We start from the raw sequence: 21297 nt of genomic DNA on the forward strand, positions 1-21297 counted from the left end.
GAAAGTTGCACACGTGTCATGGAACACGGTCTACCGGATCAGGCCGTACCGCGAGGACAACTTCCCAGAATGATCACAACCGAATACGCACCCTAAGGGTGGTGGATGTCAGAGCCCTTACCCCGTAGGCTGTGGACCGCATGCCGGGCGACCGGCACGGTGCAGCTCCTTCCCGGATCGTCTAAGGGCAGGACAGCTGGTTTTGGTCCAGCTTATGGGGGTTCGAATCCTCCTCCGGGAGCGTCCGCGACAGCCCCCGGACCGCGACGGCGGTCCGGGGGCTGCCTGCTGTCCGGGCTAAGCTCGGGGCAGCCCGGGAGCGCGGCCGTGCGGAGTGCCGGCCTTCGGGCATCCCTCCCCTCCCTGCGCCGAACCGAGGAGCCTCCCGCGTGAGTGCCAACACCCCTGCTGCCGTGATCGTGCTCGCCGCCGGCGGCGGGACTCGGATGAAGTCCAAGAGCCTGCCCAAGGTCCTGCACCCGATCTGCGGCCGCACCCTGGTCGGTCACGCGGTGTCCGCCGCCCAGGAGTTGACGCCGGATCGGCTGCTGGTGGTGGTCGGTCACCAGCGCGAGCTGGTGCAGGCCCATCTGGCCGAGTGCCACCCCGGCGTACGGACCGCCGTGCAGCTGGAGCAGAACGGCACCGGTCACGCGGTGCGCATCGCGCTCGCGGCGCTGGCCGCCGAGGGCGGCGAGCCGGACGGCACCGTGGTGATCACCACCGGCGACGCCCCGCTGCTGACCGGCGGGACGCTGGCCGCGCTGGTCGCCGCGCACGTCGAGCAGGGCAACGGGGTCACCGTGCTGACCGCCGTGGTGCCGGACTCCACCGGCTACGGCCGGATCCTGCGGGACGACGCGGAGGCGGTCGCGGCGATCGTCGAGGAGAAGGACGCCACCCCGGCGCAGCGCGCGATCGCCGAGATCAACTCCGGGGTCTTCGCCTTCGACGCCAAGCTGCTGGCCGAGGCGCTGGCCAAGGTCACCACCGACAACTCGCAGGGCGAGGAGTACCTCACCGACACGCTCGGCATCCTCCGGACGGCGGGTCACCGGGTGGGCGCCGTGGTGGCGGCCGACTACCGGGACATCCTGGGGATCAACGACCGGGTCCAGCTGGCCGAGGCCCGCCGGATCCTGAACTCCCGGCTGACCGAGCGGGCGATGCGCGCGGGCGTCACCGTGGTCGACCCGGCCACCACCTGGATCGACGTCCAGGTCAGCTACGAGCCGGACGCGGTGCTGCTGCCGAACACCCAACTGCACGGCACCACCCACTTGGGCGAGGGCTGCCAGGTCGGTCCGAACTCGACCCTGACCGACACCCTGGTCGGCGCGGGCGCCACTGTGAGCAACACCACGGCGATCGGCGCCGAGATCGGCGAGCTGGCCGCCGTCGGCCCGTACGCCTACCTGCGCCCGGGCGCCAAGCTGGGCCGGAAGGCCAAGGCCGGCACCTACGTGGAGATCAAGAACTCCGAGCTCGGCGAGGGCGCCAAGGTGCCGCACCTGTCGTACATCGGGGACGCCACCATCGGCGAGCACAGCAACGTGGGCGCCGCCTCCGTGACGGTCAACTACGACGGTGTGAACAAGCACCGGACCACCATCGGGGCCCACTGCCGCACGGGTTCGGACAACATGTTCATCGCCCCGGTGACGGTCGGTGACGGTGCTTACACCGCGGCCGGTTCGGTGATCGTCAGCGACGTGCCGGCCGGTGCGCTCGGGGTCTCCCGGGCCCAGCAGCGCAACATCCCCGGCTGGGTGGAGCGCAAGCGTCCCGGCACCGACTCGGCGCGTGCGGCGGCCGAGGCGAACGGGGCCTGAGCGGCCCCCTGGGGATCTTGGGGAGTGGGCCCGGGGCGGACGCTTCGCGGCCCAGCGCGTAACCTGGAGTACATACGTGCGCCACTGGGCTCCCTGGCCCGTGTCTGGGCGTACTCCCCATCCCCGTTGACCACCGATCCCGGCCGAGCCGGGGTGCGGCGCAGCGGGTTCATGTGCGTCAGCAACACGAGGAGACGGTGCAGTGAGCGGGATCACGACGTCGGGTGAGAAGAAGCTCAAGCTCTTCTCCGGCCGTGCCCACCCCGAGCTGGCGGCCGAAGTCGCCGCGGCGCTCGGGACCGAACTGGTGCCCACCAAGGCGCTGGACTTCGCCAACGGTGAGATCTACGTCCGCTTCCTGGACTCCGCCCGTGGTGCGGACTGCTTCGTGATGCAGAGCCACACGGCTCCGATCAACCAGTGGATCATGGAACAGCTCATCATGATCGACGCGTTGAAGCGGGCCTCGGCCCGCAGCATCACGGCGATCCTGCCGTTCTACGGCTACGCCCGGCAGGACAAGAAGCACCTGGGCCGCGAGCCCATCTCGGCCCGTCTGGTGGCCGACCTGCTGGCCGCGGCCGGCGCCGACCGGATCATGGCGGTGGACCTGCACACCGCGCAGATCCAGGGCTTCTTCTCCGGCCCGGTGGACCACCTGTTCGCGCTGCCGCTGCTGGCGGACTACGTGGGCCGGAAGGTCGACCGGTCGAAGCTGACCATCGTCTCGCCGGACGCCGGCCGGGTGAAGGTCGCCGACCAGTGGTCGGACCGCCTCGGTGCGCCGCTGGCGATCATCCACAAGCGCCGGGACATGACCCAGGCCAACACCATCCTGTCCGCCGAGGTGGTCGGTGACGTCAAGGGCCGGGTCTGCGTCCTGGTCGACGACATGATCGACACGGCCGGCACCATCTGCGCCGCGGCCGACGCGCTCTTCGACAACGGCGCCGCCGACGTCATCGTGGCCGCCACCCACGGTGTGCTGTCCGGTCCGGCGGCCGACCGCCTGAAGAACTCCCGGGTCAGCGAGTTCGTGTTCACCAACACCCTGCCGACCCCGCAGGAGCTCCAGCTGGACAAGGTGACCACGCTCTCGATCGCCCCGTCGATCGCCGCCGCGATCCGCGAGGTCTTCGAGGACGGCTCGGTCACCAGCCTCTTCGAGGGTGTGCACTGACCCCGCGTCAGCTGTGATCCGGCCCCGGTGCTCAGTCGAGCGCCGGGGCCGATTTCGTGGTTGACGAGCCGTACGGTTAGACTCGTGAGACTGCTCGGCGAGGGATGCTGTGCGCCCATTCGGTGCCGTCTCCGTGATCGACGCGCTGCTGAAAAACCTTCAGCCGTCGTCTGCCGTCGAGCGAACCCCCAGGTATTTGAGGGTGTGGCTTCGGCGGTTTTCGCTTGTCTGCACCCGTTTTCCCCAAGAGGAGCAGACGTGTCCGAGATCCGCCTTGCCGCCGAGTCCCGCACCGAGTTCGGCAAGGGTGCCGCCCGTCGCGCCCGTCGCGCCGGCTTCGTCCCCGGCGTCGTCTACGGCCACGGCCAGACCCCGGTTCACCTGAACCTGCCCAGCCACGCCCTGATGATGGCGCTGAAGACCTCGAACGCCCTGCTGGTCGTGCCGATCGACGGCAAGGACGAGTACGTGCTGCCGAAGGCCGTCCAGCGTGAGGCCATCAAGCGCACCATCGAGCACGTCGACCTGCTGCTCGTGAAGCGCGGCGAGAAGGTCACCGTCGAGATCCCGGTCCTCACCGAGGGCGAGCTCGCCGCCGGTGGCAACCTGCTCGAGCACGTGCTGAACTCCCTCCCGGTCGAGGCCGAGGCCACCCACCTGCCCGAGTCGGTCACCGTCTCGGTCCAGGGCCTCGAGGCCGGCGCCTCCGTCCTGGCCAAGGACATCACCCTGCCGGCCGGCACCACCCTGGCCGTCGACGGCGACACCGTCGTCCTCCAGGTCATCGGCGCCCAGGCCTCGCAGGCCGACGCCGACGCCGAGGCCGCCGCGGCCCAGGCCTGAGCCGCACCCGTTGCCTGACCGCTGCCCCGGTCACTCCGTTCGGAGTGACCGGGGCAGCGGTGTGTCCGGGATGATGGCGGTATCCGAAGAAGGAGCGGTACATGAACGACTACGACGGTCCGTGGCTGGTCGTCGGCCTCGGCAACCCGGGCGACGAGTACGCCCGGAACCGGCACAACATCGGCTTCATGGTGGTCGACCTGCTGGCCCAGCGGATCGGTGCCAGGTTCAAGACCCACAAGAGCCGGGCCGGGATCGCCGAGGGACGGATCAGCGGGAAGCGGGTCGTGCTGGCGAAGCCGATGACCTTCATGAACCTCTCCGGCGGCCCGACCACCGCGCTGCGCGACTTCTACAAGGCGCCCACCTCGGCGATCGTCGCGGTGCACGACGAGCTGGACCTCGACTACGCCACCCTGCGGCTCAAGCTCGGCGGCGGCGACAACGGCCACAACGGCCTGAAGTCGATCACCAAGTCGCTCGGCCCCGACTACCACCGGCTGCGCTGCGGGATCGGCCGCCCGCCCGGTCGGATGGACGTCGCGGACTTCGTGCTCAAGGACTTCTCCTCGACCGAGCGCAAGGAGCTGGAGTGGTTCGTGGACCGCTCGGCCGACGCGGTGGAGGCCCTGCTCGCGGAGGGCCTGGAGCGGGCCCAGGGCACCTACAACTCCTGACGGCCCGTCAAGACGCCGCGCTGGGTTTGCACAACGGTCGTGCAACGCTTGCCCGATCGTTCCGGAAACCGTGTGGGAACGACCGGTCCGATCGGATAGCGTCAGCCGGGTACGCAGGGTTGAGGGGTTGGATCTGGGGGTAGGGACCGTGATTCGGTCACAGCGCGTCCGTGTCGGACGGGTGCTGGGTGGTACGACGCTGGTGCTGGTGGCCTCGGCGTTCGGGGCGACGGCCGCGCAGGCGGCCGACCCGACGGGGCGGCCCGCAGGGTCGCCGGAGCCGGCCGCCGCGCAGTTCCCCGCCCCGGAGGCGGGTGAGCTGGGCACCTCGTCCGGGCTGTACGCCGTGGGCGGCGGCCTGGTGGTGGTCGCGGGCGGGGCGGCGATGTGGCTGCGCCGCCGGAAGTCCGGCCGGGTGACGGTGCACTGAGCGGGCGTCGGCGGACGACGGAGGGGCGGTCCTTGCGGACCGCCCCTCCCCGCGTTCCGGCCGGGTCAGCCGGTGTTGCGCAGACCGGCGGCGATGCCGTTGACGGTCAGCAGCAGCGCCCGGGCCCGCAGCGGGTCCTCCTCGCGGCCCTGGGCGACCAGCTCGCGCTGGCGGCGGAGCAGCGCCACCTGGAGGTAGGAGATCGGGTCGAGGTAGGCGTCGCGGACCGTGAAGGTCTGCTTCAACACCTCGTTGTGCTCCAGGAGTTCGCTCTCGCCGGTGAGCCGGAGCACCTCCTTGAGGGTCAGCTCGTGCTCGGCCACGATCTGGTCGAACACGTGGTGCAGCTCGGCCGGGACCAGCTGCTCGACGTAGTGCCGGGCGATCCGCAGATCGGTCTTGGCCAGCGTCATCGCGACGTTGGACAGGAAGTTCTGGAAGAAGTGCCACTGGCCGTGCATCTCGGCCAGCACGTCACCCAGACCGGCCGCCCTGGCCGCCGCCAGGCCGGAGCCGACGCCGTACCAGCCGGGCACGATCTGCCGGGACTGGGTCCAGCCGAAGACCCACGGGATCGCCCGCAGACCGTCCAGGCCGGCGCCGGAGTCCGGGCGGCGGGACGGGCGGGAGCCCAGGTGCAGCGAGGCCAGCTGGTCCACCGGGGTGGCCGCGAAGAAGTACTTCGGCAGGTCCTCCTGCTCGACCAGCGCGCGGTACGCGGTGTGCGCGGCCTCGGAGACCTGGTCCATCACCTGGTCCCAGCGGGCCAGCTCCTCGGGCGCCTGGCGCGGGGCGGTGTGCAGCGCGGAGGCGGCCAGCGTGGCCGAGATGGTCAGCTCCAGGTTCTCCCGGGCCAGCGAGGGGAGCAGGTACTTGTCCGAGATCACCTCGCCCTGCTCGGTGACCTTGATCTCGCCCTCCAGGGTGCCCCAGGGCTGGGCCAGGATCGCCTCGTGCGAGGGGCCGCCGCCGCGGCCGACGGTGCCGCCGCGGCCGTGGAACAGCCGCAGCCGGATGCCGTACCGGTGGGCCACGTCGCGCAGCCGGCGCTGGGCCCGGTGGATCTCCCACTGCGAGGTGGTGATGCCGCCGAACTTGGACGAGTCCGAGTAGCCGAGCATCACCTCCTGGATGTCGCCGCGGAGCGAGACCAGCAGGCGGTAGGACGGGTCGGAGAGCATCTCGTCCAGGATCCGGTCGGCCTCCTGGAGCTCGTCGGTGGTCTCCAGCAGCGGCACGATGCCGATGGTGGCGATGCCCGCGTGCAGGTCGATCAGGCCGGCCTCGCGGGCCAGTACGGTGGCCGCGAACACGTCGTCGGCGCCCTGGCACATCGAGATGATGTAGCTCTCGACGATCTCGTCGCCGAACCGCTCGAAGCCCTCCCGGATGGTGTTGAAGACACCGAGCGTCTTGGTGCCCGCCGCGTCCAGCGGGGCCGGGGTGGGCGCCAGCGGGCGGCGCGAGCGCAGCTCCTTGGCGAGCAGCTTCTGCCGGTACTCGCGCGGCATGTCCGCGTAGCGCCACGCCTCCTCGCCGAGCCGGTCGAAGAGCTGGCCGAGCGCGTGGTGGTGCGCCTCGGCGTGCTCGCGGACGTCCATGGTGGCGAGCTGGAGGCCGAACGCCTCCACGGTGCGGATCGCCCGGGCCAGCCGGCCGTCGGCGATCAGCTCGCCCCGGTGGGCGCGCAGCGAGTCCTGAATGAGCTTCAGGTCGGCGATCAGCTCCCGGGTGCCCAGGTAGTCCCGGCCGGGGACGTGCGGGGTGCCGGCGGCGAGCCGCTCGCGGGTGTTCTCCAGCTTGAGCCGGACGCAGGTGGCCTTCAGCCGGTACGGCTCCTCGGCGTTCATCCGCTTGTAGCGCGGGCTCAGCTCGGGCAGCAGCTTGAGGTCGGCCTCCAGCGAGGCGAGCAGCTCCTCCGAGGCGCCGGCCAGCCGGACCGAGGTGGAGAGCGAGTTGCGCAGGTCGTCGACGGCGGCCAGGGCGTCCTTGATGCCGTACTCGTGCTGCAGGTTGAGCACGTCCCAGGTGACCTGCGGGGTGACGTTCGGGTTGCCGTCCCGGTCGCCGCCGATCCAGGTGCCGAAGGTCAGCGGGCGGACGCCCTCGGGCAGGCTCAGCCCGACCCGGGCCAGCTCCTCGTGCAGCTCCTCCAGCACCTCCGGGACGGCCTCGCGGTACAGCTCGTCCAGGTAGTAGACGGCGTTCCGGGCCTCGTCGGTGGGCTCCGGGCGGGCGATCCGCAGCTCATCGGTCTGCCAGAGCAGGTCGATCACCTCGGCGAGGCGGCGGTCGGCCTGCCGCTTGGCCGAGGAGTGCCGGACCGGGTCGGTGGTGGAGAGACCCGAGGCGGCGTGCTCGCGGTGGATCCGCTCCAGCAGCTCGCCGATCCGGCGCAGCTTGTTGAGCACGCTGCGGCGGGCGGCCTCGGTCGGGTGCGCGGTGAAGACCGGACGGACCGCCAGGTGCGCCAGCGTGTCGGCCAGGTGCTTCGGGTCGGCGTCGGCCAGCTGGTCGGCGGTCTGCGCCAGCAGCGAGCCGTGCTTGGCCCGGCGGGTGGCGAACTCGCGGCCGCGGTGCACCTGCTCGGTGACGTTCGCCAGGTGGAAGTAGGTGGAGAAGGCCCGGACCAGCTTGGCCGCCGTCTCCAGGTCGATCCCGGAGAGCAGCTCGGCGGTCGCCTCGCCGTCGGTCCGGCTGAGCAGGCGGACCTGCTCGACCAGGCCGAGCAGCTCGGCGCCCTCCTGGCGGACCAGGGTCTCGCCGAGCAGGTCGCCGAGGCGGCGGATGTCCGCGCGGAGCGCGGCGTTGTCGGCGATCGGCGTGGGGCTCTCCGCCGGAGTGGGGACCGGAGCGGTCACGGCTGGCTCCCTGTGGTGGTGGGGTTCGGCAACGGCTCTCGCCGCCTGGGTAGAGGCGGTGTGTGCGGACCGCGCTGTCCGACGCGACCAGCATAGGTGGCACCCGGTGCCGTCTCGGCGAGGTAACCGCATCGCGGACAGTCTTTAGGGGGTCCCCGGGGCTGCGCTGTAGGCAGGTGCTCGGGGTCCACGGTCCAGGGGCTCGGCGAACTGCGAGGAGATCTGGCGTTCGGGTCACTGCGAAAGTGCCTGACCACCTACGCACGCGTGACCTCTTCCGAGGCCGGCGTCGCAGTTCCCCGAGCCACCTGCAAAAGGGCGACGTCGCCCACGCGGCGGAGCCGCACACCAGCAGAGCCCCGAGCCCCTGACTCCGTAGCGGGCTGAGCACCTGCCAGAAAGCTGAGCACCTGCCGACGGTGCGGCGAAATGGCCCGTCGTGACGGCGGGCCGCTCGCATAGGCTGGCCTCCATGAGCAACTCGCCGGACGGGGGCGGGCCGGGCCGATCACTCTGGTGGTGGGGGCGGCGCCGCAGCGTGGTGCTGGATGTCGGACTGGCCGGGCTGGCCGGGTTGGAGTGTGCGTTCGGGGCGTTCTCGACCGTTCGGGTGCAGTTGGAGTGGGCGCTGCCGGTCGCGGTGCTGGCGGCGGTGCTGGGGGCGCTCTCGGGCGCGAGCCTGGTGGTGCGCCGCAGGTGGCCCGCCGTACCGGTGGTGGTGGCGCTGCTGTTCGTGCCGGGGTCGTTCGGCGTGGTGCTGCTGATGGTGTCGCTGTACACCCTGGCGGCGACCTGGGAGTGGCCGAGCCGGCGGTGGCGGGTGGTGGCGCTCTGGGCGGTGGCGTTCGTCGAGACCACCGTGGTGGTGCTGTTCTACATGTTCCTGCCGGAGGGCCGGACGGCCGATCAGCAGCTGCCGCCGACCTGGGTGTTCGTGGTGATGGCGGTGCTGATCGCGATCGGGGTGACCGTCCCGCCGGTGGTGACCGGGCTGTACCTGGGGGCGCGCCGTCGGCTGGTGGAGAGCCTGAAGGACCGGGCGCACGGCCTGGAGACCGAGCTCGACCTGCTGGCCGAGCAGGCGCAGGAGCGGGCCCGCCGGGCCCGGTTGGAGGAGCGCACCCGGATCGCCCGGGAGATGCACGACGTGGTGGCGCACCGGGTGAGCCTGATGGTGGTGCACGCCGGGGCGCTGGAGCGGGTGATCCCGAAGGACCCGGCAAAGGCCCAGCAGAGCGCCAAGCTGATGGGTGAGGTGGGCCGGCAGGCGCTGAACGAGCTGCGCGAGATCCTCGGGGTGCTGCGGATGTCGGAGGAGCCGGCGGCCGGCCCGGCCGGGCTGGCCGAGCTGACCCGGCTGGTGCAGCAGTCGGAGGCGGCCGGGATGCTGGTCACCCTGACGGTCAGCGGGGCCCGGCGGCCGTACGCCCGGGAGGCCGAGCAGACCGCGTACCGGGTGGTGCAGGAGGGGCTGACGAACGCTCACAAGCATGCCGGCGGGGCCCGGGTCTCGGTGCTGCTGGCGTTCGTGCCGAACGGTGTCCGGGTGGCGGTGCTGAACGACTGCCCGGGCGGCGGCGAGCGGGCGGCGGGTCTGCCGAGCGGGGGAAACGGGCTGGTCGGGATGCGCGAGCGGGTGGTCGCGCTGGGCGGCAGCTTCAGTGCCGGACCGGAGCCGGACGGGGGGTTCCGGGTGGAGGCGGTACTGCCGTCCCGGCTCGCGGTGCAGGACGGTCCGCTGGCGTAGCGTCAGGCGCCGGTGCCCGCCGCAGCAGCAGCCGGCCGACCGGCGGCTGCACCAGCGGGCCGAACAGCCGGACGCTGACCGGCAGGCTGAGCAGCACCGCGAGCCCGAGCGCGAACCCGCCGTAGACCGGCAGCGCCGTCCAGGAGTGCTGGAGCGAGCGGGCGTGGTAGACGCCGCTGGCCTGGAGCAGTTTGAGCGGCAGGCCGTGCAGCAGGTAGACGTACAGCGAGGCGGCGCCGAGCGAGGTCCAGCGCTGCCGGCCGGCCGGCAGCAGGGCCAGGAAGGAGGCGGCGGCGACCAGCGAGAGCAGGCCGAGGGCGGCCTTGACGGCCAGCCAGACCGGGTAGCCGACGCCGAGCTGGGCGGCGGTCTCGGTGTACTCGACCCAGGCGGTGTTCAGCAGCTTGGGGTAGGCCAGCCAGATCGTGGCGAACGCGGACAGCAGGCCGAACGGGGCAAGCGCGCGGACCGTCCGGTGCCGGAGCAGCTCGAAGTGCCGGGGCCGGAGCACCAGGCCGAGCACGAACCAGGGCAGGAAGCTCAGGGTGCGGCCGAGCGCGAGTTCGGCCGGGTAGGCGTGCACCGCACCGGAGCCGGCCGCGACCAGCACGGCGATCGGGAGTGGGTGGCGCAGCGCCGTCCAGAGCGGCACGCTGAGCCGCCAGATCAGCAGCGACAGCAGGAACCAGGTGAGCCAGCGCGGCTCCAGCAGCCGGATCGGCTGGAGGTCCCGTTCCAGGGCCATCCCGACCAGGTTGTAGAGGAGTTGGAAGACCAGGTAGGGCACCACGAGCTGGGTGATCAGCCGGCCGCCGTCGACCTGGGGGCGGCCGGTCCTGGGCCGGGAGAAGTAGCCGCAGAGCACGATGAAGACCGGCATCGAGAATGCCGCGATGGTCAGCACCACCGCGCCGACCGTGCGGTTCCGCTCCAGCAGCGGCATCCAGGTGTGGGCACAGACCACCAGCGCGACCGCCGCGAACTTGGCGTTGTCGAAGAGCGGTTGGCGTTCCAACGCGAATCCTCCTGCTGTTCCCCGCGAAAGCTCCACAATCGGGCTGGGGGTCAGTGTGGACTCAACGGGGGCTCAGCGGCAGTGGATTGGCGAAAGTGTCACGTGCCGGAGGGAGCCGTCAGACCGTGGGCGCGGGCAGCCGTTCGGGTTGCAGGCCGAGCACCAGGGTGGCCACCGCCTGGTCGACCGAACGTCCCAGGTACCACTCGCCGGTGTGGTCCAGGCTGTACACCCGGCCGTCCTCGTCGAGGGCCAGCAGCGCCTGGCCGTACGCCTCCTCGCCGAGCGGGGCGACCCGGCTGCCCAGCGCCCGGCCGAGGTCGGCCAGGGTGCGGGGCTGGTGCAGCCCGCAGCGCGGGTCGAGCAGGAAGGGTGTCCGGGCGATCTCCCGGCCGGCGCCGGTCAGTTCGACGGCCAGGCCGCCGAACTCGGCCCAGGCCTCGATCGCGGCCGGGAAGACCGCGTGCTGGACCCCGTCCGGAGCGCCGTGCGCGACCAGGGCGTCGGCCCACTCCTCGGCCTGCCGGATCTGCCACCGGCCCGGGTGCCAGCCGGCCTGCTTGAGCGCGGCGGCGACGTCGGCCGGGAAGCGAGGCTGGGTGCGGAGGGCGGAGTTCAGTGCGGGCTCCAGTCGTACGGGGTCGGGACGGGGGATGACGTGGTCAGGAGGCCGCGGGGCCGACCGCGACGCTGGCCACCTGGAGGTGGCCGAGCAGCGGCTCGCAGGAGCGGCAGGGTGGTGCGTGGGTGCCGTGCGCCGGGTCGCCCTCCTCCCGGATCCGGACGGTGGTCAGCCGGGAGCCCTTCAGCGCCTTGCGGGCGTCCGGCAGGGTGAGCGGCTTGCGGGCGGACCGCTTGGACCGGGTGGTGTCCACCTCGGTCAGGTACCGGGACAGCAGCTCCGCCTCGGGACAGCGGCCGACGAACCGCTCGCGCTGCTCGGCGGGCAGCCCGGCCAGGAAGTCGGCGACCAGCGGGTGCAGCTCCGGCACCAGGTCGGGCTTGTGCCCGGCCAGGGTGTGCACGGTGCCGTTCTTCAGGGAGAGCGCGGCCGCCACGGCGGGGAGCAGGCTGTCCCGGTGGTGGCGCAGCGCCGGAAGGGGCGACGGGTCGGTCTGCTCCATGGCGGCTGCTCCTCACCTGTGTCGACGGTCCGGCGGACGGTGCTGTCCGACGGTAGGGGTCAAGCCTGCCAAACGCCGCAGACATTGCCGAAACCGGGGGCTGATCGGGTGGCTGACCCGCCGTCCGCTGATCAGGCTTCACCATTCCCCCACGTTTTCCCGATTCGGCCCCCGCCCGCTGACGCCAGCCGATACCGTTCCGGCAGCAGGGCCGGGTCGACCGTGGGGGAGCGGGCGGAGTCGGCCGAATGCGGGGCAGCCGGCGGCGAAGGGGCCGCCGGTACCGAGCAAGGGGGGTCTTGCGATGACGTCGTCCGGAGCGGTCTCGTCCGACGCAGTGGCGCACGAGGCACCGGGTGAGCACGTACCGACGCCCGGGGTGCCCGAGCCCAGGGTGGCCGAGCGGATCGGCATGGCCGTGGTCGGCGCCGGGTACTGGGGGCCGAACCTGGTCCGGAACGCGCAGCAGACGGCCGCGCTGCGGCTGCACTGGCTCTGCGACCTGGACGAGGCCAAGTCCCGGCGGGTGCTGGGGGAGTACAGCACGGTCGGCTCCACCACCTCCTTCGAACAGGTGTTGGCCGACCCGCGGGTGCGGGCGGTGGCGATCGCCACCCCGGCGGCCGGGCACTACAAGCTGGTGCGGGCCGCGCTGGAGGCAGGCAAGCACGTCCTGGTGGAGAAGCCGATCACCACCTCCGCCGAGGAGGCCGCCGAGCTCTGCGAGCTGGCCGAGGCCCGCGGGCTGGTGCTGATGTGCGATCACACCTTCTGCTACACACCGGTGGTGCGCCGGATCAGGGAGCTGGTGCACGGCGGCGAGCTGGGCGACATCCAGTTCTTCGACTCGGTCCGGATCAACCTCGGGCTGGTGCAGCCCGACGTGGACGTGCTCTGGGACCTGGCCCCGCACGACCTGTCGATCCTGGACTTCGTGCTGCCGCCGGGCGTCGAACCGGTCGGGGTGAGTGCCCAGGGGGCCGACCCGATCGGGGCCGGCCGGGCCTGCGTGGCGTACCTGACGGTGCGGCTGAGCAACGGCGCGCTGGCGCACTGCCACGTCAACTGGCTCTCCCCGACCAAGGTCCGGACCACCATGATCGGTGGCTCCCGGCGCACCCTGGTCTGGGACGACCTCAACCCGCAGGCCCGCCTCGCGGTGCACGACCGGGGCGTGGACCTCACCCCGCCGGACGAGCTGACCGACGCGATCCGGCACCAGGCGCTGATCTCCTACCGGGTCGGCGAGATGGTCGCCCCCGCGCTGGTCGAGCAGGAGGCGCTGCGGAACGTGATGGCGGAGTTCGCGGCCGCGATCACCGAGGGCCGGGCCCCGCTCACCGACGGCCGGTCCGGGCTGCGGGTGCTGCGGCTGCTGCACGCCGCCTCGCGCAGCCTCGAACTCGGCGGCGCCACCGTGCCGGTGGAGACCACCGGCGACGTAGAACTGATCACTGCTCAGGAGAGGGCCACCGCCCGATGAACGCTGTCCCGATCGAGGGTTCCCGCTGTCTGGTCACCGGCGGTGCCGGGACCATCGGCTCGACCGTCGTCGACCAACTGCTGGTGGGCGGTGCCCGCGAGGTGGTCGTGCTCGACAACTTCGTCCGGGGCCGGATGGCCAACCTGGCGCACGCCGAGTCGATCGCCGCGCCCGGCCAACTCCGGGTGGTGGACGGCGACATCCGTGACCGCGCGCTGCTCCGCGAGCTGCTCGGCAGCGACACCGACCTGCTGTTCCACCTGGCCGCGATCCGGATCACCCAGTGCGCCGCCGAACCCCGGCTGGCCCTGGAGATCATGGTGGACGGCACCTTCGACGTGGTGGAGGCCGCCGCCGAGTGCGGGGTGCGGAAGGTGATCGCCTCCTCCACCGCCTCGGTCTACGGCCTGGCCGACACCTTCCCGACGCCGGAGACCCAGCACCCGTACCACAACGACACGCTGTACGGCGCCGCCAAGGTCTTCAACGAGGGTCTGCTGCGCAGCTTCCACGCGATGTACGGGCTGGACTACGTGGCCCTGCGCTACTTCAACGTGTACGGCCCCCGGATGGACGTGCACGGCCGCTACACCGAGGTGTTCATCCGCTGGATGGAGCGGATCAACGGCGGTGAACCGCCGCTGATCTTCGGCGACGGCGCGCAGACCATGGACTTCGTGCACACCGAGGACATCGCGCGGGCCAACCTGCTGGCCGCCGCCGCCCCGGTCACCGACCGGGTCTACAACATCGCCACCTCCACCGAGGTCTCGCTGCGCGGCCTGGCCGACGCCCTGCTGCGCGCGATGGACTCCGAGCTGGACGTCGAGCACGGCCCGGCCCGGGGCACCGCCGGTGGCGTGGTCCGCCGGCTGGCCGACATCTCGGCCGCCGAGCGCGACCTCGGCTGGAAGCCGGAGCTGGGCCTGGACGAGGGCCTGCGCCAGCTGGTCACCTGGTGGCGCGAGCAGTAGCGCCGCCCGTCGTCGTAGACCCCGGGGCAGCGAGCCCCGGGGTTCCGTACCGCCGCATCCGGGAGCAGCCCCGTGTCCACCATTCCCGTCATGATTCCCTGGCTCGGCGAGGAGGAGGCCCAGGCCGCGGCCGAGGCCGTCCGCTCCGGCTGGGTGGCCCAGGGCCCCCGGGTCGCCGCGTTCGAGCGGGCCTTCGCCGAGTACCTCGGGGTGCCGCACGCCGTCGCGGTCTCCTCCTGCACCACCGCGCTGCAGCTGGCGCTGATCGGCGCCGGGGTCGGCCCGGGGGACGAGGTGGTGGTGCCCTCGTTCTCCTTCGTCGCCACCGCCAACGCGGTCACCTATGTGGGCGCCGTCCCGGTCTTCGCGGACGTCGAGCTCGCCACCGGCAACCTGACCGCCGGGACGGTGGCGCCGCTGCTCACCGAGCGGACCAGGGCGGTGATCGCGGTGGACCAGGGCGGCGTACCGGTCGACCTGACCGCGATCGAGGCACTGGCCGGGCCGCGCGGCATCACCGTGATCGAGGACGCCGCCTGCGGGGCCGGGTCGCTGCTGCGCGGCCGCCCGGTGGGCAGCGGGGCGGCGATCGCGGCGTACTCGTTCCACCCGCGCAAGCTGCTGACCACCGGCGAGGGCGGCATGGTGACCTGTCAGGACGGTGAACTCGCGGCCCGGCTCAGGCGGTTGCGCGAGCACGGGATGAGCGTCTCGGCCGCCGACCGGCACGCCGCCAGTGGTGGCGCCGGGGTGGTCGAGACCTACGACGAGATCGGCTACAACTTCCGGATGACCGACATCCAGGCCGCGATCGGCCTGGTGCAGCTCGGCAAGCTGCCCGCGATGGTGGCCCGGCGGCGCGAACTCGCCGAGCGCTACCGGGCCCTGCTCGGCCCGCTGGGCGAGCGGCTGGTGGCCGACCCGGCGCACGGCAGCGGCAACTTCCAGGCCTGCTGGCTGCTGCTGCCCGAGGACGCGCCGGACCGTACCGAGGTGCTCACCCGGCTGGCCGCGGCCGGGGTGTCCGCCCGGCGCGGCATCATGGCGGCCCACCTGGAGGCCCCGTACAAGGACGCCGCCCGGGTGCCGCTGCCCAACACCGAGCTGCTGACCGGGCGTTCGCTGATCCTGCCGCTCTACCACACGCTCACCGAGCAGCAGCAGGACACCGTGGTCGGTGCGCTCCGGGTGATCCTCGGTTGACCGAGATCAGGCACCTCGGTCACGCGGGATTCGTGGTCGGGCACGCCGGTCTGCGCATCCTGATCGACCCCTGGTTCCACTCCGCCTTCCTGGACGCCTGGTTCCCCTACCCCGACAACCGGGAGCTGCTGCCCGAGGTGGTCGGGGGCCGGTACGACTTCCTGTACGTCTCGCACACCCACGAGGACCACTTCGACCGGCGGCTGCTCGGCCAACTCGACCGGGACGTCACGGTGCTGGTGCCGAGGTTCCGTTCGCAGGGGCTGCGCAAGCGGCTGAACCGGCTCGGCTTCGGCCGGCAGGTGCTGCTCGGCCACCGGGAGACGCACCGGCTCGGTCCCGACGCGACCGCCACCATGCTGCTGGACACCAGCCACAAGGAGGACAGCGGACTGCTGCTCGACCTGGGCGGTTACCGCTTCCTGGACCTGAACGACTGCAACACCCCGATGTCCGAACTCCCCGACGGCGTGGACCTGCTGGCCGCGCAGTACTCCGGCGCGATGTGGTACCCGAACGCCTACGACTACCCGCCCGAGGCGATGGCCGCCAAGACCGCCGCCGTCCGGGCCGACCTGCTGGACACCCTGGTCCGCAAGGTGAAGCTGACCGGTGCCCGGGCCTACCTGCCCTCGGCCGGCCCGGCCTGCTTCCTCGACCCGGAGCTGGACCGGTTCAACGACCGGGCGGCCACCATCTTCCCGCACTGGGAGGACGTGGCCGGGGCCTTCGCGGACGCCTGCCCCGACACCGAGGTGCTCCGGACCGCCCCCGGTGACCTGGTCGACTCCCCGTCCGAGCCCGGCGGTTGGGCCACCGACCCGGCCGGGTACCTGGCCGCGTACCGGGAGCGCCGCCGAGACGAGTGGGAGGACTACCACCGGGGTCCGGCCCCGACCGTGGACGCCGCCGAGGTGGCCGGGCACTTCGACCGCCTCCAGCGGCTGAACCGGCCGCTGCTCGCCGACTACCGGCGCGAGCTGCGGCTGGAGACCGACGGCACGGTCTGCGCCCTGCCGCTCGGTGAACTGGCCGAGCGGGTCGAGCTGGAGGAGGAGCCGGTCGACCCCGCCTACACCATCCGGGTCCCGGCCCGGGCGCTGCGCGCGGTGCTGGACGGCCGGGCCGGCTGGGAGGAGGCGCTGCTCTCCATGCGGCTCAGCCTGCACCGCGACCCGGACGTCTTCGACCTGACCCTGCTCAGCCTGCTCCGCTACGGCCACCAGCCCGCCCAGACCCGGCAGTTGGTCCGGGAGCGGACCGCCGCCGCCGAACAGCTGGTGGAGCGGGACGGCCTGCGGTTCCAGCGCCACTGCCCGCACGCGGGCGAGGACCTGGTGCACGCCGTGATCGCGGACGGCGTGATCGAGTGCCCCCGGCACCACTGGAAGTGGGACGCCCGGACCGGCCGCTGCCTGGCCGGCGGCTCCCTGCCCCTGCTCGTCGAACACCTCTCCCTGGAAGGGCCCGTCGGATGAACCCGATTCCGCTCGTCGACCTGCAAGCCGCCCACGCCGAGGTCGCCGAGGAGGTCCGGGCCGGTTTCGACCGGGTGCTCACCTCCGGCGCCTACATCAAGGGCCCGGACGTGACCGCCTTCGAAGCCGAGTACGCGGCCTTCTCCGGCGTCGCCCACGCGGTCGGCACCGCGAACGGCACCGACGCGATCGAGATGGCCCTGCGCGCCCTCGAACTCCCGCCCGGCGCGCGGGTGGTGCTGCCCGCCAACACCTTCGTGGCGACCGCCGAGGCGGTGGTCAGGGCCGGGCTGTACCCGGTGCTGGTGGACGTCGACCCGGACGCGCTGCTGATCGACCCGGCCCGGGCCGCCGAGGCCGCCGCCGACGCGTACCTGCCGGTGCACCTGAACGGCCAGCTCGCGCCGATGGAGCAGATCCTGGAGCTGGCCGAGGGCCGTCCGGTGATCGAGGACGGCGCCCAGTCCCAGGGGGCCACCCGGCACGGCCGTCCGTCCGGTTCCTGGGGCCTGCTCGGCGCCACCAGCTTCTACCCCGGGAAGAACCTCGGCGCCTACGGCGACGCGGGTGCGGTGGTCACCGACTCCGCCGAACTCGCCTCGCTGGTACGGGAGATCGGCGACCACGGGTCCAGCCAGAAGTACGTCCACGAGCGGTTCGGCTTCAACTCCCGGCTGGACACCCTGCAGGCCGTGGTGCTCCGGGCCAAGCTCCGCCACCTGCCCGGCTGGAACGTCGCCCGCCGGGCCGCCGCCGTCCGCTACCACCACCTGCTGGCCGGGCTGCCGGGCCTGACCCTTCCGGTCACCCTGCCCGGGAACGAGCACGTCTGGCACCTCTACGCGGTCCGGGTGCCCCGGGGGCGCGACGAGGTGCTCGGCGCGCTGCACGCGGCCGGCATCGGCGCGGGCATCCACTACCCCGTCCCGGTCCACCTCCAGCCGGCGTTCCAGTACCTCGGCCACCCCGAGGGTAGCTTCCCGGTCACCGAGCGCGCCGCCCGGGAGATCCTCACGCTTCCGTTGCACCCGCACCTGACCGAGGACCAGCAGACCTTCATCGCCGAGACGCTGGCCAAGGCCCTGGCCAGGGTCTGACCGGACGGGATCCGACGGAGCAGCAGCGGCCCGGGTGGTCCGCGTCCGGACTGCCCGGGCCGGGGCCACCCGTGCCCGGTCGCACCCCCTAGGCTGTCTGCAGCAATCGTCGCAGCAGCCAGTGGGGGCACCCAGATGACGACAGGTCGGCCCGGTACTGCCGCCGCGCCCAACGGGGCGTACGCGGGGCAGGTGGTGCAGTTTCCCGATCCGGTCCGGGCCGGGAAGTACCCGGCCGGGGTGCGGGTGGACGAGGCGGGGCTGCCGGACTTCGGGCCGTACGCCGCGGCGGTGGCCGAGGTGGCCGACCCGCCGGACGGCTTCGGCGTGGACGAGCTGCGGCTGACCGACTACGTGTCGGCGAACGCCGCGCTGTACACCCTGGGGCACGAGCTCTGGGCCGACCAGGACACCGCCGTGGCCACGCCGCCCGGCTGGACCTGGCACCACGTCAGCGGCCGGGCCGCACCCGGCTGGCGCCGGATGGAGCTGGTCCCGGTCGAGGTCAAGGCGCTGCTCCGGCACCACGGCGGGCTGGCCCACTCCGGCGCCGACCACGGCCGGCGCGGCACCAGGCCGCTGCAGGAGCACCGCCCCGTGCACTTCCCGCTGGCGCGGGACGGCGGCGACCCGCTGGCGGTCACCGAGGACCTGGTGCAGCGCGCCGAGCAGCGGCTCGGTCACCCGCTGCCGCCCGCCTACCGCGACTTCCTCAAGCTCGCGGGCGGCCGGGCCCCGGTCGGCGTCGCCCTGGACACCGAGCTCGGACTGCTGCTGGACCAGCCGTTCCTGACGCTCAGTGAGGAGTACGGCGTCCACGACCTGGTGTACGCCAACAAGTGCCTGCGCGACCACCTGACCAAGGACTACCTCGGCATCGCCTACGTGCAGGGCGGCCTGCTGGCGCTCAAGGTGCGCGGCGCGGACGCCGGTTCGGTCTGGTTCTGCCTGTACGACGACGCCCGGGACGCGGGCGACCCGGGCGAGCCGCCCGAGCAGCGGGTGGCCAGGCTGCTGCTGCCCTGCGGAGCGGACTTCGACCAGTTCCTGCTCCGACTGGCGGGCAGCCCGCAGGAGTTGGAGACGGTGGCGGCGATGATGGTGGACGGCGGCTTCGTCCGCGCCGTCCCGGTGACCGGGGAAGGGGCGCAGCGGGCGTGGTGACGTACGCGCAGGCGCAGGAGCTGGCCGAGAACTGGATCAACGCCGGGGTGCCGCGCGCCCTGCAACGCGAGGCCCGGGTCCGGGAGTTCGACCTCGGCTTCGTCTGCTGGGCGGAGCAGCGCGCGGAGGCGCCGTCGGCCGACCCCGGTGCGGCGCCCGGGCCCCGGCTGGTGATCGCCCGGGACAGCGGGGCCAGCACGCTCTGGCCGGCCCTGCCGGTCAACGAGGTGGTCAGCCGCTACGAGGCCGCCTACGGCAGCCCGACCGAGCCCAACCCGGCGGGGGCGGCCAAGCCCGTGCCGGGTGCGGTGGAGGCCACCTCCTTCCTGCTCAGCCCGCCGCAGTGGCTCAAGGACGCGGGCGAGGCGGCGATCGCGGCCGAGCACGCCCGGCTCGGCGAGCCCGGTTCGGCCAAGGGCCCGGACCTGGTGAAGGGCTCGGCTCCGGAGGCCGTCGCCCCGACCCCGACCCAGACCCAGCTTCCGACCCCGCCGGTGCCGGCCGGGGCGACCCCGGTCGTCCCGGTGGCGTCCCTGCCGGAGCCGGGAGCGGCCGACGGCCCGTCGACCCCGCCGCCCGCCGTGTTCACCACCCCGGCGGCCTCCGGCCGGCCGGTCGGCGACGCCCCGACCATGCTCGCCCCGCCGCCGCCCGGGACGCCGCCGTACGGCGGCCCGCCGGTGCCGCCGCCCGCCTCCCCGTACGCGCCGACCATGCTGGCCGCCGACGGCGTGCCCGGGCTGCACGGCCTGCCCGGCGCGCCGCCGGTGCCGCCGCCCGCCGCCGTCCCGCCGCCGGGGCACCCGGCCGGGCCGCCGCCCCCGCCGCCGGTCGAGCTGCGCGGCCCGGCGACCCCGCCGCCCGCCGCGCCCGGCGTCGGCCGTGCCCCGAGCGCCCCGCCGCCGCCCCCGCCCGCCGAGCTGCGCGCCCCGCAGGCCCCGCCCGGCCGGCCCGGGCCGGGCTCGGTGCCGGTCCCCGGGGCACCGCCGGTCGGCTACGGCTACCCGGACGCCGCCTCGCTGGGCGCCCCGGCCCCGGCCGCACCCCCGGCGCCGGCGCCGGTGCCGGTCGCACCGCCGGTGAACCCGGGCGTCCCGTCGATCGGCCCCGGCAGCAGCGCGGTGGTCCGTTACCGGGGGCCGGACGGCTCCGAGCAGACCCTGATCCAGCGCAGCGAGCCCGGCACCCCGCACCCGGAGTGGAAGGCGCTCCAGGAGCTCCGCCGGCTCAACGTCCCGCCGGACCAGGTGCTCGAACTGCACACCGACCTGGAGTGCTGCGACCTGCCCGGCGGCTACTGCCTGCGGATGGTCCGGGCGGCCTGGCCGAACGTCCGGCTCAGCCACACCGCCCCGTACGGCCGCGACCAGCAGGCCCGGCAGGCCGGCATGGCGGTGCTGCTGGACCACGTGGACCAGCTGCACCAGCTCGCGGCCGCCCCGCAGCGCCCCCGGCCGGTCCGCGCGCCGCTGCCGCAGCCCGGTGCGCCCTCGGGCGCGCCGGTGCCGCTGCCGCCGGCCGCGCCGCAGCAGCTGGCGGCCGAGCTCGGCCAGGTGTTCGGGCCGGGTGTGTTCCGGTTCGAGCAGCGCGCGGTCTCCCGGCAGGGGGTGCCCGAGCCGGTCGCGCAGACCCTGATGTGGGCCGGGCTGCCGCGCGACTTCGCGCCGTTCTTCTGGGCCCAGGCCCAGGAGGGCCGCCCGATCCCGACGCTGGCCGAGCTGGCCGCCGAGCGCGGGCTGCCCGCCGGCCCCGACTTCGGCGGCTACCTGGTGCTGGGCAACGACTACGGCCGCCAGCTCTGCGTCCAGTACGGCACCGCCGCCGTGGTGGCGGTGGACCTGGAGAACCCCGGCGAGACCCCCCGGTTCGTCAACACCGGCGTGCCGGAGTTCGTCCGCTCGCTCGCCCTGCTGGGCCGGATGTGGCGCCTGCGCTACGGGCTGACGCCCGATCAGGCGGGCCGCTGGACCACCGACTTCCAGGCCCAGCTGCTGGCCGTCGACCCGGCCGCGCTGCAGTCCCCGGAGACCTGGTGGGCGGTGCTGCTGGAGCAGTTCTGGGACGGGCTGTTCTGATCTTCCCGCGCGCCCGAATGTGTACCGCGACCGAGTGAGCAGGGTCACGGAAGCCGGGGTACGACGACGACTGTCGGACGTACCCCGGCTCTGTCTTGTTTGGGTTTCGATCCC

The 21297-nt window shown here is 73.2% G+C and carries 17 protein-coding genes and 1 tRNA gene; 14 read left to right on the forward strand and 4 right to left on the reverse strand.

Annotated features, from left to right (window positions below):
* Window positions 1-170: 170 nt before the first annotated feature.
* The 6 genes from ACIRPK_RS30765 to ACIRPK_RS30790 all read left to right on the forward strand — a co-directional run bounded on the left by ACIRPK_RS30765 (window position 171) and on the right by ACIRPK_RS30790 (window position 4962).
* Window positions 171-241, forward strand: a tRNA-Gln gene (locus ACIRPK_RS30765).
* 148 nt (window positions 242-389) lie between these two features.
* Complete coding sequence (gene glmU, locus ACIRPK_RS30770) at window positions 390-1832, forward strand: bifunctional UDP-N-acetylglucosamine diphosphorylase/glucosamine-1-phosphate N-acetyltransferase GlmU (protein WP_403044481.1); 1443 nt, start codon at window positions 390-392, stop codon at window positions 1830-1832.
* A gap of 202 nt (window positions 1833-2034) precedes the next feature.
* Window positions 2035-3012: a ribose-phosphate diphosphokinase gene (locus ACIRPK_RS30775; protein WP_403044484.1), complete on the forward strand. Its 978-nt coding sequence runs from the start codon at window positions 2035-2037 to the stop codon at window positions 3010-3012.
* Between the two features lie 258 nt (window positions 3013-3270).
* The gene (locus ACIRPK_RS30780; protein ID WP_403044487.1) at window positions 3271-3855 is read left to right on the forward strand and encodes a 50S ribosomal protein L25/general stress protein Ctc; all 585 of its coding nucleotides are present in this window, start codon (window positions 3271-3273) and stop codon (window positions 3853-3855) included.
* Between the two features lie 101 nt (window positions 3856-3956).
* Complete coding sequence (gene pth, locus ACIRPK_RS30785; protein WP_403044489.1) at window positions 3957-4532, forward strand: aminoacyl-tRNA hydrolase; 576 nt, start codon at window positions 3957-3959, stop codon at window positions 4530-4532.
* A 181-nt stretch (window positions 4533-4713) separates the two neighbouring features.
* Window positions 4714-4962, forward strand: a complete 249-nt coding sequence (locus ACIRPK_RS30790) for a hypothetical protein (protein WP_403044492.1) — start codon at window positions 4714-4716, stop codon at window positions 4960-4962.
* 65 nt (window positions 4963-5027) lie between these two features.
* Here the strand turns inward: ACIRPK_RS30790 and ppc are convergent, their stop codons facing one another.
* The gene (ppc, locus tag ACIRPK_RS30795) at window positions 5028-7823 is read right to left on the reverse strand and encodes a phosphoenolpyruvate carboxylase (RefSeq protein ID WP_403044495.1); all 2796 of its coding nucleotides are present in this window, start codon (window positions 7821-7823) and stop codon (window positions 5028-5030) included.
* Between the two features lie 472 nt (window positions 7824-8295).
* Between ppc and ACIRPK_RS30800 the strand changes: the two genes are divergently transcribed.
* Window positions 8296-9570, forward strand: a complete 1275-nt coding sequence (locus ACIRPK_RS30800) for a sensor histidine kinase (RefSeq protein ID WP_403044498.1) — start codon at window positions 8296-8298, stop codon at window positions 9568-9570.
* Here the strand turns inward: ACIRPK_RS30800 and ACIRPK_RS30805 are convergent.
* From ACIRPK_RS30805 to ACIRPK_RS30815, 3 genes are all read right to left on the reverse strand, one after another.
* Entirely contained in the window at window positions 9482-10585 is a 1104-nt protein-coding gene (locus tag ACIRPK_RS30805; protein ID WP_403044501.1) for an acyltransferase family protein, read from the reverse strand. The two genes, ACIRPK_RS30800 and ACIRPK_RS30805, sit on opposite strands and share 89 nt — an antisense overlap.
* Before the next feature lie 118 nt (window positions 10586-10703).
* Window positions 10704-11216, reverse strand: a complete 513-nt coding sequence (locus tag ACIRPK_RS30810) for an SUKH-3 domain-containing protein (protein ID WP_403044627.1) — start codon at window positions 11214-11216, stop codon at window positions 10704-10706.
* Between the two features lie 31 nt (window positions 11217-11247).
* On the reverse strand, window positions 11248-11709 hold the full coding sequence (locus tag ACIRPK_RS30815; RefSeq protein ID WP_403044504.1) for a YwqJ-related putative deaminase: 462 nt from the start codon (window positions 11707-11709) through the stop codon (window positions 11248-11250).
* 304 nt (window positions 11710-12013) lie between these two features.
* Between ACIRPK_RS30815 and ACIRPK_RS30820 the strand changes: the two genes are divergently transcribed.
* The 7 genes from ACIRPK_RS30820 (at window position 12014) to ACIRPK_RS30850 (ending at window position 21183) form a co-directional block, all read left to right on the forward strand.
* Window positions 12014-13192: a Gfo/Idh/MocA family protein gene (locus tag ACIRPK_RS30820; protein ID WP_403044507.1), complete on the forward strand. Its 1179-nt coding sequence runs from the start codon at window positions 12014-12016 to the stop codon at window positions 13190-13192.
* Window positions 13189-14166: an NAD-dependent epimerase/dehydratase family protein gene (locus ACIRPK_RS30825; RefSeq protein WP_403044509.1), complete on the forward strand. Its 978-nt coding sequence runs from the start codon at window positions 13189-13191 to the stop codon at window positions 14164-14166. The genes ACIRPK_RS30820 and ACIRPK_RS30825 overlap by 4 nt, the downstream gene beginning before the upstream one ends.
* A 90-nt stretch (window positions 14167-14256) precedes the next feature.
* The gene (locus tag ACIRPK_RS30830; protein WP_403044512.1) at window positions 14257-15369 is read left to right on the forward strand and encodes a DegT/DnrJ/EryC1/StrS family aminotransferase; all 1113 of its coding nucleotides are present in this window, start codon (window positions 14257-14259) and stop codon (window positions 15367-15369) included.
* The gene (locus ACIRPK_RS30835; RefSeq protein WP_403044514.1) at window positions 15366-16847 is read left to right on the forward strand and encodes an MBL fold metallo-hydrolase; all 1482 of its coding nucleotides are present in this window, start codon (window positions 15366-15368) and stop codon (window positions 16845-16847) included. Before ACIRPK_RS30830 ends, ACIRPK_RS30835 begins: the two co-directional genes overlap by 4 nt.
* On the forward strand, window positions 16844-17944 hold the full coding sequence (locus ACIRPK_RS30840; protein ID WP_403044517.1) for a DegT/DnrJ/EryC1/StrS family aminotransferase: 1101 nt from the start codon (window positions 16844-16846) through the stop codon (window positions 17942-17944). The genes ACIRPK_RS30835 and ACIRPK_RS30840 overlap by 4 nt, the downstream gene beginning before the upstream one ends.
* Before the next feature lie 135 nt (window positions 17945-18079).
* Window positions 18080-19108, forward strand: a complete 1029-nt coding sequence (locus ACIRPK_RS30845) for an SMI1/KNR4 family protein (RefSeq protein WP_403044520.1) — start codon at window positions 18080-18082, stop codon at window positions 19106-19108.
* Window positions 19102-21183, forward strand: a complete 2082-nt coding sequence (locus ACIRPK_RS30850; protein ID WP_403044522.1) for an SUKH-4 family immunity protein — start codon at window positions 19102-19104, stop codon at window positions 21181-21183. The genes ACIRPK_RS30845 and ACIRPK_RS30850 overlap by 7 nt, the downstream gene beginning before the upstream one ends.
* Window positions 21184-21297: the final 114 nt, after the last annotated feature.

Origin of the sequence: Kitasatospora sp. NPDC101801, from assembly GCF_044766665.1 — a bacterium.
Lineage (GTDB): Bacteria > Actinomycetota > Actinomycetes > Streptomycetales > Streptomycetaceae > Kitasatospora.